Origin of the sequence: Mumia sp. (assembly GCF_028803055.1) — a bacterium.
GTDB lineage: Bacteria > Actinomycetota > Actinomycetes > Propionibacteriales > Nocardioidaceae > Mumia.
In genome coordinates this window covers 17553-27415 of the sequence record NZ_JARBCJ010000021.1, presented here as the reverse complement: position 1 = coordinate 27415, position 9863 = coordinate 17553, and the positions used below count along the sequence as shown (strand labels likewise).

11 protein-coding genes are annotated in these 9863 nt (G+C 71.4%); 2 read left to right on the top strand and 9 right to left on the bottom strand.

Annotated elements, in window-relative coordinates; genetic code table 11:
- The 6 genes from pdxY to PV363_RS03915 all read right to left on the bottom strand — a co-directional run.
- Positions 1-633: pyridoxal kinase PdxY (gene pdxY / locus PV363_RS03940; RefSeq protein ID WP_301021718.1), on the bottom strand; the 633-nt coding region annotated here is incomplete at its 3' end.
- A gap of 87 nt (positions 634-720) precedes the next feature.
- Positions 721-2058 (bottom strand): class II 3-deoxy-7-phosphoheptulonate synthase, encoded by a 1338-nt coding sequence (locus tag PV363_RS03935; protein ID WP_220344737.1) that lies wholly within the window; start codon positions 2056-2058, stop codon positions 721-723.
- Positions 2059-2117: 59 nt separating this feature from the next.
- Complete coding sequence (locus tag PV363_RS03930; protein ID WP_220344368.1) at positions 2118-3143, bottom strand: ATP-dependent 6-phosphofructokinase; 1026 nt, start codon at positions 3141-3143, stop codon at positions 2118-2120.
- Positions 3144-3179: 36 nt separating this feature from the next.
- A complete protein-coding gene (locus PV363_RS03925; protein ID WP_220344367.1) occupies positions 3180-3824 on the bottom strand; it encodes a response regulator transcription factor in 645 nt (214 codons plus the stop codon).
- A 10-nt stretch (positions 3825-3834) separates the two neighbouring features.
- Positions 3835-4995, bottom strand: coding sequence for a DUF5931 domain-containing protein (locus PV363_RS03920; RefSeq protein ID WP_220347037.1), 1161 nt, complete (start codon positions 4993-4995; stop codon positions 3835-3837).
- 9 nt (positions 4996-5004) lie between these two features.
- Positions 5005-5727, bottom strand: a complete 723-nt coding sequence (locus tag PV363_RS03915; protein ID WP_301021717.1) for a lysophospholipid acyltransferase family protein — start codon at positions 5725-5727, stop codon at positions 5005-5007.
- Between the two features lie 85 nt (positions 5728-5812).
- Between PV363_RS03915 and PV363_RS03910 the strand changes: the two genes are divergently transcribed.
- Positions 5813-6601, top strand: a complete 789-nt coding sequence (locus PV363_RS03910; RefSeq protein ID WP_220344364.1) for an alpha/beta fold hydrolase — start codon at positions 5813-5815, stop codon at positions 6599-6601.
- Positions 6598-7062: a hypothetical protein gene (locus PV363_RS03905; protein WP_220344363.1), complete on the top strand. Its 465-nt coding sequence runs from the start codon at positions 6598-6600 to the stop codon at positions 7060-7062. Before PV363_RS03910 ends, PV363_RS03905 begins: the two co-directional genes overlap by 4 nt.
- 4 nt (positions 7063-7066) lie before the next feature.
- Here the strand turns inward: PV363_RS03905 and PV363_RS03900 are convergent, their stop codons facing one another.
- From PV363_RS03900 to PV363_RS03890, 3 genes are read right to left on the bottom strand one after another with little or no spacing between them, the layout of a single operon-like run.
- Positions 7067-7849, bottom strand: a complete 783-nt coding sequence (locus PV363_RS03900; RefSeq protein WP_301021716.1) for a TIM barrel protein — start codon at positions 7847-7849, stop codon at positions 7067-7069.
- Positions 7846-8865: a Gfo/Idh/MocA family oxidoreductase gene (locus PV363_RS03895; protein ID WP_220347035.1), complete on the bottom strand. Its 1020-nt coding sequence runs from the start codon at positions 8863-8865 to the stop codon at positions 7846-7848. Before PV363_RS03895 ends, PV363_RS03900 begins: the two co-directional genes overlap by 4 nt.
- On the bottom strand, positions 8865-9863 hold the full coding sequence (locus tag PV363_RS03890) for a Gfo/Idh/MocA family oxidoreductase (protein WP_301021719.1): 999 nt from the start codon (positions 9861-9863) through the stop codon (positions 8865-8867). Before PV363_RS03890 ends, PV363_RS03895 begins: the two co-directional genes overlap by 1 nt.

Below are 9863 nucleotides of genomic sequence, written 5' to 3'. Positions count from 1 at the left end.
CTCCAGCTTCGGCGTGGTCACCACGTACGCCCCCGTGTCGTCGACGGCCACCATCGAGATGGTCTTCTCGCTGGGGTCGAACACCTCGACCGAGGTCACGAGCACGATGCGGGGTCCACGCGCGCGCAACGCGTCGACGGCCGCCAGCAGCGCATCGAGGGAGCCGACCTCGGCGCCGGTCAGCAGCTCGAGCTCGAACTGGTTGGGCGTGGTGATGTCGGCTGCGGGGACGATCCGGTCGCGCATCAGCTCCGCGATGCCCGGTCGCACGTAGACGCCGCGTCCGCGGTCGCCGATCACCGGGTCCGCGCAGTAGACGGCACGTGGGCTGGCCGCCTTGACCTGCGCGACGGCATCGAGGATGACCTCGGCGATCTCAGGCGCCCCCTGGTAGCCGGAGAGGACCGCGTCGAGGGAGGGGAACACTCCCCGCTCGGCGACACCGGTGATGACGTCGGCGACCTGGGACGCCTCGAAGACGGTGCCACGCCAGACGCCGTAGCCGGAGTGGTTGGAGAACGCGACCGTGTTGACCGGCCATGTATCGACGCCGAGGCGCTGGAGCGGGAAGACGGCCGAGCTGTTGCCTGCGTGGCCGTACGCGACGGAGGACTGGATCGAGAGCACCTGCACGAAGCACAGCGTACGACCTGTCGAGCCGACGGGCGGTGCCGACCGACTCTCCACCGACGAGGCCGGGCGGCCTGCGGCGTACGGACGTCAGCGTGCGCGCAGCATCTCCGCGACGAGGAAGGCCAGCTCGAGGGACTGGGCACGGTTGAGGCGCGGGTCGCAGAGCGTCTCGTAACGGTGCGTGAGGTCTGCCGCGACGAGCTTGCCGCCACCACCGACGCACTCGGTCACGTCGTCACCGGTGAGCTCGACGTGGACGCCGCCCGGCCAGGTCCCGAGCGCCCGGTGCACCTCGAAGAAGCCGCGCACCTCGTCGATCACGTCGTCGAACTCGCGCGTCTTGTAGCCGTTGTCCGTGGCGAAGGTGTTGCCGTGCATCGGGTCGCTGATCCACGCGACCTGGACGCCGGCGGCGTGGACCTTCTCCACGAGCACGGGCAGCAGGTCGCGGATCCGGTCGGCACCGAAGCGGGTCACGAAGGTCAGCTTGCCGGGGATGTTCTCCGGGTTGAGCTTGTGCGCGTACGCGAGGGCGTCGTCGGGCGACGTCGTCGGGCCGAGCTTGATGCCGACCGGGTTGGCGATCCTGCTGAGGAGCTCGACGTGCGCCCCGTCGAGCTGGCGGGTCCGCTCGCCGATCCACAGGAAGTGCCCGGAGACGTCGTAGAGGTGACCGGTGCGCGAGTCGACGCGGGTGAGCGCCTGCTCGTACTCCAGGAGGAGCGCCTCGTGGGACGAGTAGAAGTCGACGGTGTGGAACTCGTCGGGGTCGACCCCGATCGCGTCCATGAAGGCGAGCGCCTTGTCGATCTCGTTGCCGATCGTCTCGTACTTGGTGCCCACCGGGCTGTTGCGGACGAAGTCGGAGTTCCAGGCGTGCATCTTGCGCAGGTCGGCGTAGCCGCCCTGGGTGAAGGCGCGGGCGAGGTTCAGGGTGGCGGCCGACGCGTGGTAGACCTCGAGCAGACGCTGCGGGTCGTGGGCCCGCGCCTCGGGCGTGAACTCGAAGCCGTTGACCGCGTCGCCGCGGTAGGCCGGCAGCGTCACACCGTCGCGGGTCTCGGTGTCGCTCGAGCGCGGCTTGGCGTACTGCCCGGCGATCCTCCCGATCTTGACGACCGGCACGCTCGCGGCATAGGTGAGCACGACGGCCATCGACAGCAGGACGCGCAGCTTGTTGCGGATGTTGTCGGCGTTGACGCCGTCGAAGGTCTCGGCGCAGTCACCACCCTGCAGCACGAACGCCTCACCGCGCGCCACGGCGCCCAGCTTGTCGCGCAGCTGGTCGGCCTCGCCGGCGAACACCAGCGGCGGCATCCCCCGCAGTCGCTGCACCGCGGCGTCACGGGCCGCGGGGTCAGCGTACGTCGGCTGCTGCGCGGGGCCCATGGCGCGCAGGGCTTCGAGGCTCGGGATGCTCACGATCCCAGGGTACGACGCCCCGCGCACGGGGCTCTCCCGGTCCCGGTCGGCGGGACGAGCCGTCAGCCGAGCAGCGCCGCCACCTCGGCATACCGCTCGGGCGACACGGTCTTGAGCTGCCCCACCGCGTCGGCCAGCGGAACCCGGGTGATGTCGTCACCCCGCAGGGCGACCATCGAGCCCCATGCCCCGTCGACGACCGCCTCGACGGCGTGAAGTCCGTAGCGGGTCCCGAGGCTGCGGTCGTACGCCGTCGGCGTGCCGCCGCGCTGCACGTGCCCGAGCACCGCGGCCCGGGTGCTGGGGTCTTGCGCCCGCGCGAACTCGGCGGCCAGCCAGTCACCGACGCCACCGAGCTGGGTGTGTCCGAACGCATCGGTGCCGGCGTTGGCGAGCACCTCGGCACCATCCTCGGGGACCGCGCCCTCAGCGACGACGACGATGGGAGCACGTCCCCTCGCGACGACGCGGGCGCACCGCTCGAGGACATCGTCGACGACGACCGGCTGCTCCGGGATCAGGATGTCGTCGGCGCCACCGGCGAGACCGGCGCGCAGCGCGATCCAGCCCGCGTGCCGTCCCATCACCTCGAGGACGATCGGACGGTGGTGGGACTCGGCGGTGGTGCGAAGCCGGTCCACGGCCTCGGTCGCGATCACGACGGCGGTGTCGTGACCGAGCGTGATGTCGGTCGCGGAGAGGTCGTTGTCGATCGTCTTGGGCACTCCGACGACGGCGACGCCCTCGTCGGCGAGGGCGTGCGCCACCCCCAGGGTGTCCTCGCCCCCGATCGCGATGAGCGCGTCGCAGCCGGCGGAGTCGAGTCCTGCGCGCACCCTCGCGATCCCGTCGTCCATGGCGACCGGGTTCGTGCGCGAGGATCCGAGCATCGTGCCGCCGCGGTCGAGCAGGTCGGCGACGTCGTCCCAGCCGAGCGGGCGGGTGTCGACGTCGATCGGCCCCCGCCAGCCGTCACGGAAGCCGACGATCTCCATCGACGACTCCGACCGGGCACGGCCGACGATCGCTCTGAGGGCCGCGTTGAGACCGGGGCAGTCTCCGCCACCGGTCAGCACTCCGACTCGCATGTGACTCCCCTTCCAGCGTCAGCGGCGGTGTGGTGGCTACTCGTCGAGCCCGCGCTCGATCGCGTAGCGGACCAGCTCGACCCGGTTGTGCAGCTGGAGCTTGCGCAAGGTGTTCTGGACGTGGTTCTGGACCGTACGGTGGCTCAGCACCAGGCGTTCGGCGATCTGCTTGTAGGTCAGACCCTTGGCGACGAGGCGCAGCACCTCGGTCTCCCGCTCGGTCAGGCGGGGCGCGTCCGGCTCGTCGGTCGGGGGTGCCTCCGACAGCCGGCGGTACTCGCCGAGCACGAGGCCCGCGAGCCCGGGCGTGAAGACCGATTCTCCACGAGCCACCGCCTGGACCGCGTCCAGCAGCGCCTCGCGTGACGCCGACTTGACGAGGTAGCCGCTCGCACCGGCCTTCACGGCGTCGAGGACGTCCTGCTGCTCGCCGGAGGCGCTCAGGACGAGGACCTTGGTGTCGAGCCCGCGCTGGGTCAGCGTCGCGGTCACCTCGACGCCGTCGGGAGCGGGGATGTTGAGGTCGAGCAGGAGGACCTCCGGCCGCGTGGCGAGCACCCGGTTGATCGCGTCGACGCCGTTGGCCGCGGTCGCGACCACGTCGAGGCCGGCCTCGGTCAGATCACGCGCGACGCCCTCCCGCCACAACGGGTGGTCGTCCACGACCATCACTCGCACCATGGGCCGCACCCTATCGCGCGCCTGTGGGCCACGACACACGCGTCAGGGGTACGGAGAGCTCCCACTCGCACCCCTGTCCGCCGGTGTCGACGAGGTCAGCGCTCCCGCCCAGGTCACGCAGACGTCCCTTGATCGACGTGGCGACACCCATCCGGCCCTCGGCCTCCGCCTCCTCCAGCCGTCCTGACGGGATCCCGGGTCCGTCGTCGCGCACGCTCACGACCACCCGGTCGCCGACGGTCTCGAGCAGGATCCACGTGGACGGCTCCGGCCCGCCGTGGAGCGTGGTGTTGGCGCGGCACGCCCGGATGGCAGCGACCAGCTCCTCGACGACCTCCGCCGGAAGCATGACCGGACGGCTCGGCGTCGCGACGCTCACCCGCGGCTCCGCCAGCGTGTCGAGGGCACGGCCCAGGTCGATCATCTGACCGTCGGTCGTCGGCTCGTCGCGTCCCCGGGACTGGATGAGACTCCGCAGCGCCAGCTCCTGCTCCCCCGCCAGACGCCCCAGCTCGGCGGCCTCGCCTCCGATCTCGTTGCCGCGTCGCTGGACCAGCGCGAGGATCTGGAGAACGCCGTCGTGCACCGCGCGACCGAGCCGCTCGCGCTCGCTGGCCATCGCCGCCGCACGCTCGGCCTCGACCCTGCGCACCGCCGAGACCCTCAGGGCGTGGGCGCAGAAGCCGACGAGCATGGAGGCGAGGACCATCAGGAAGATGTTGCCGACGGTGGACGAGTTGACCGTCGGACGCATGGTGACGTCGACGGTCTGCACGATGGCGGTGGCGAGCAGCCCTCCCGTGACCCCCCAGCGCACCGCCCAGCACACGACGACGGTGGTCACCCAGTAGGTGGTGAGGGTGAACGTGTGCTCGGCGAGCATCTCGGGCGTGTGGACGTACTGCGTCGAACGCAGGAGCGCCAGGGTGACCACCATGTCGACGATGAAGACCCACGTCGCGCGGTGGCGGGGCTCGTACAGCCACGTGACCACGCCCGACCAGATGACCATCACGCCGATGAGCAACCACGCTGCGACAGGATGCTCGAAGTCGCGCCAACGGGCGGCGTTGACGCCGACGGCGTAGACCAGCGTCACGGCCCGCAGGACGGTGAGGACACGGTAGAACTGGTCGTCGACCTGCTGCGCAGCGCGCGTCACGCGGTCCATGCTCGCGGCCTACGACGCCTTCGGGAGCTCGCGGGGCGGAGCGTCCGAGAGCGACTCGGGCCCTGGCCTGCGAGAGCGGGATGCGTACGTGTCGACGTACTCCTGGCCCGAGAGCCGCATGATCTCGTACATGATCTCGTCGGTGACCGCCCGAAGGATGTAGCGGTCGTCGGCCATGCCCTCGTAGCGGCTGACGTCGAGCGGCTCGCCGAACCGTACGGTCGGCCGCGTGTAGCGGCCGAAGACCTTGCCGGGGGGTGCGACGACGTTGGTGCCCCGCACTGCCACCGGGACGACGGTCACCCCGGACTCGAGCGCCAGCCGGGCGACGCCGGTGCGCCCGCGGTAGAGGCGGCCGTCGGGCGACCTCGTGCCCTCGGGATAGATCCCGCACACCTCGCCCTTGCGCAGCAGACGGAGCTGGGTGCGCAGAGCGCCCTCGGACGCACGTCCGCCGGTCCGGTCGATGGGGACCTGACCGGTGGACGAGAAGAACGTCTTCTGGAACCACCCCTTGATGCCGGGGGTGGTGAAGTATTCCGCCTTGGCGACGAAGGTGACACGCCGCGGGACGACGAGCGGCATGAACAGCCAGTCGCTGTAGGAGAGGTGGTTGCTCGCGATGATCACCGGGCCCTCAGCGGGGACGTTCTCGGCCCCGGAGGCCTCAGGCCGGAACACGAGCCGCAGCAGCGGACCGAGGAACACGAACTTGAGTAGCCAGTAGGTCACATCATCCCCTCCTTGATCAGCGAAAGCGTACAGCGCCTGACACCCTCTGCTGTACGGACGGGCGGCACTGGGCGAAGATGGGCTCATGGCCGACTCCCCTGCGCTGCACCCCCTCGCGCACCCGCTCGTCGCCGACGGAGGACCGACCGGCGTGCTGCTGCTCCACGGCTTCACCGGCTCGCCGGCGTCGATGGCTCCCTGGGGACGCCACCTTGCCGACCGGGGCTTCACCGTGCGGGTCCCCCGTCTTCCCGGCCACGGCACCACCTGGCAGGAGCTGAACCGCACCCGCTGGGACGACTGGTACGCAGAGGCCGACCGGACCCTGTCGGAGCTGCGTGGACGCTGCGAGCACGTTGCGGTCGCCGGGCTGTCGATGGGCGGCGCCCTCGCGCTTCGGCTCGCCGAGCAGCGACCCGACGACCTGGACGCCGTCGTGCTGGTCAACCCGGCCGTCACCATCGCCGACCGCCGGCTCGCCGCGCTCCCGGTGGTGCGTCACCTGGTGCCGTCGCTGGCCGGCATCGGCAACGACATCAAGAAGAGCGGCGTCGAGGAGTCCGGGTACGACCGGACCCCGCTCCACGCGCTGTGGTCGCAGACGCGGCTGTGGGCCGACGTCCGCGCCAACCTCCACAAGGTCTCGCAGCCGCTGCTGATGTTCCGGTCGGCCGAGGACCACGTCGTGGACCCGTCGTCGGGTCGCCTCATCCTCGCGGGGGTCTCCTCTGCGGTGGCGGTCGAGGTCGTCCTCACCGACAGCTACCACGTCGCCACGCTCGACAACGACGCCGAGCGCATCTGGTCGGAGTCGGCCGACTTCATCGCCCGGCACACCGCCGGCACAACGCTGGAGGGTGACCCGGCCCTGTGAGCGGCGCGACCTCCGACGACGAGGAGTTCGAGCGGATCGTCGCAGGCCTCGAGCTCTCGATGCCCGACCTCGACCCGCCTGCCGAGGAGCGTCCGACGTCCGATCCACATGACGCAACAGGCACCTCCGATCCCCGCGACGTCCTCGAACCCCAGGGCGTCTTCCAGCCGCGCTGGTCCGACCCGGTCCCCGACGAGGACGACGACGCGTGGGACGAGGAGGAGTTCGTCCCACCCGAGCCCGAGCCGATGCCGCGAGGTGACCTGTGGACCAGGGTGGCGTGGGGCGGCCTGGTCGGAGGGCCGTTGCTGCTCTTCGCCCTCGCCGTGATCGGCGCGCCGGTGCCGGGCATCATCCCCGGCGTCGCGGTGGTCGCCTTCGTGGTGGCTCTGGTGTTCCTGCTCGTCCGCCGAGGAGACCACGACCGGGGAGACGACCCCGACCACGGCGCGGTCCTCTGAGAGGTCAGTGCTCGACCGTGAACGCGTCGCGGAAGCGCTCGAGCGCGAGGTCGGAGTCAACCGAGGCCCACGCCTCCAGGGCGACGACCCCGTCGTACCCGGCCGCCGCGAGCTCACGGGCGACGTAGGACCACCGGATCTCGCCGGTGCCGGGCTCGCATCGTCCCGGAACGTCGGCGACCTGCACCTCACCGAGGTACGGGATCGATCGCCGTACGAGATCGACGAGGTTCCCCTCGCCGATCTGGGCGTGGTAGAGATCCAGGTTCATCCGGAGGTGCGGGCTGCCCACCTCCCGGACGAGCGCAAGGGTGTCGGTGGCGCGTGCGAACGGCGTCCCCGGGTGATCGACCTCGGTGTTGAGGTTCTCGAGGACGTAGGTCACGCCCTCCCCCTCGGCCAGCGCAGCGAGCCGCTCGAGGGTCCGCCGGGCGGCGAGCCACATGCCGCCCGTGACGTGCTCGACCGGCCGGACCGGGAGGCCACCGTCGCCCAGGCCGGTGCCATGGACGTTGAGGGTAGGGCAGCCGATCTCGTGCGCGAACCGGATCGACGCTGCCGCGGTCCGAAGGAGGGCGTCGGCTCCCTCGGGCGTGGTCAGGTCGCCGTGCAGGTAGCCGGTCATCGAGGTGAACCGTGCGCCGGTGGCGGCGAGCGTCGCGGCGTCCTTGTCGGTCCAGCCCCAGATCTCGACGGCGAAGCCGGCGTCGTGGATCCTCCTCACGCGTTCGAGGTGCGGCAGGTCGAGATGGACCATCTCGGCGCAGGCCGCAAGGGTGAACGTCACGCCAGGACTCCTGGGTCAACCTCGGCCCGGCCTCCGGAGCGGATCGAGGCGATGCATGCCTCGGCGATCGCGAGCGCGGCGCGGGCGTCCGCGCCGGTGACCTCGGGGGCCCGGCGCTCCTGGACGGCGGCGACCAGCTCGGCGAGCTCGGCGGCGTAGGCGTCACCCAGCAGCGCGACGTCGCTGCGGGCGGTGGCAGCACGTCGCCCGGACGCATCGTGCAGCCGCATGGACGAGGCCGCCGCGTCGCCGGCGGTCACCATCCCCGCGGAGCCCAGGACCTCCGCCCGTACGTCATAGCCGTAGGCCGCAGCAAAGCTGGCCTCCGCAGTGCCGATGGCGCCGTTGTCGTAGCGGATGACCACGACCGCCGAGTCCAGCAGCCCGGACGACTTCAGCCGGGGCGCGACGAGGGCGTCGGCGGTGGCGAGGACATCGACCGCACGAGCACCCGGATTGAGCCAGTTGAGCATGTCGAAGTCATGGATCAACGTCTGGGTGAAGATCGTCCACGGAGGCACGGCAGCAGGGTCGGGCGGTCCTTCCCCGGCGTCGCGGGTCAGCGAGCGGAGCATCCGCACCTGGCCGATGGCGCCGTCGACGACCGCGTCGTGAGCCGCGCGGAAGTCCCGGGCGAAGCGCCGGTTGAAGCCGACCTGGAACACCACGCCTGCAGCCGAGGCCGCCGCCACACCGGCGTCGATCTCGGCGATCGTCATGCCCGCCGGCTTCTCGCAGAACACGTGCTTGCCCGCCTCTGCCGCCGCGACCACCAGTGCCGAGTGCGCAGTCGAAGAGGCGGTGATGACGACCGCGTCGATGTCGTCGGCGGCTGTCACCGCCTCAGCGGTGGTCTCCCCGCGGGCTCCCAGCGGTTGCGCGAGCGCCGCCGCGGCACCCGGTCGCGGGTCGGCCACGGCGACGAGATCGGCTCCGTGCACCCTCCGGACCAACGTCTCGGCGTGGGCAGCACCGATACGACCCGCGCCGATCAGCCCGATGCGCACCCCGTTCATCAGTCTGCCCGCCGGGGGTAGAGGTCAGGACGCGGGACCGGCGTGACGGCCTGCCGCACGCCGCTCGTCAACGCGGTGACGCCGGCCTCGGCGACGAGGTTCGCGAGGTAGCCGTCCCAGGCGGTCGGCCCGTCGACGCCGCCGGCTCGCGCGGCTCGGGTCCACGCTGACAGCTCGATTCGGTAGGCGTCGGCGAAGTGGACGACGAAGTCGCTCGCGACCACGATTCCTTCCACCCCGGCGATCCTGGTGCTGACGTCGGCGCCGCGCGTCAGCGCCGCGGTCCCGCTCGTGCCGACGACCTCGCACCGCACGTCGTAGCCGTAGCCGGCGTTGACGAACACCTCGACCGTCGCGAGTGTCCCTCCGGCCATCTCCAGCGTCGCCAGCTGGGGGTCGGGCAGGCCGTCCTTGACCGGCGACTCGACCCGGATGCCGACGACCTCGTCGTCGAGCAGCCACGGGACGGTGTCGAGCTCGTGGATCATCGACCCGGTGACGATGCCCGGTCCGGTGGCGCTCGTGGCGCTGGAGGCGTTGCGGTGCACGTTGTGGACCACCCTCACCTCACCCAGCGCACCCGAGGACACGGTCGCCTTGAGGCGGTTGTAGCCGGGGTCGTACCGACGCATGAACCCCACCTGGACCAGCCGTCGTCCGGCCGACACCTCGGCCTCGACGACGCCGAGCGCCTCCTCGGAGGTGACCGCGAGCGGCTTCTCGCACAGCACCGGCTTGCCCGCGGCGATGCAGGCCAGGACCAGATCGGCGTGGGTCGCATCCGGGGAGGCGACCACCACGGCGTCCACCTCGTCGGAGGCGATCAGCTCCTCGGCGGACCGCGCCGCGACACCCCCGGCCGCCGCGGCGACCTGCTCGGCACGGTCGGTGTCGCGGTCGTAGACCTGGGTGACGGCAACGCCCGGGACCGTCGTGGTGAGGGTACGGACGTGGTCGGCACCCATCGCCCCCGCACCCACCACGCCGACCCGCAGCAT

Bases quoted from the DNA above. Each gene is read 5' to 3' on its own strand.
- PV363_RS03930 (WP_220344368.1), bottom strand. From the start codon at position 3,143: ATGCGAGTCGGAGTGCTGACCGGTGGCGGAGACTGCCCCGGTCTCAAC.
- PV363_RS03925 (WP_220344367.1), bottom strand. From the start codon at position 3,824: ATGGTGCGAGTGATGGTCGTGGACGACCACCCGTTGTGGCGGGAGGGC.
- PV363_RS03920 (WP_220347037.1), bottom strand. From the start codon at position 4,995: ATGGACCGCGTGACGCGCGCTGCGCAGCAGGTCGACGACCAGTTCTAC.
- PV363_RS03910 (WP_220344364.1), top strand. From the start codon at position 5,813: ATGGCCGACTCCCCTGCGCTGCACCCCCTCGCGCACCCGCTCGTCGCC.
- PV363_RS03895 (WP_220347035.1), bottom strand. From the start codon at position 8,865: ATGAACGGGGTGCGCATCGGGCTGATCGGCGCGGGTCGTATCGGTGCT.
- PV363_RS03890 (WP_301021719.1), bottom strand. From the start codon at position 9,863: ATGCTGCGGGTCGGCGTGGTGGGTGCGGGGGCGATGGGTGCCGACCAC.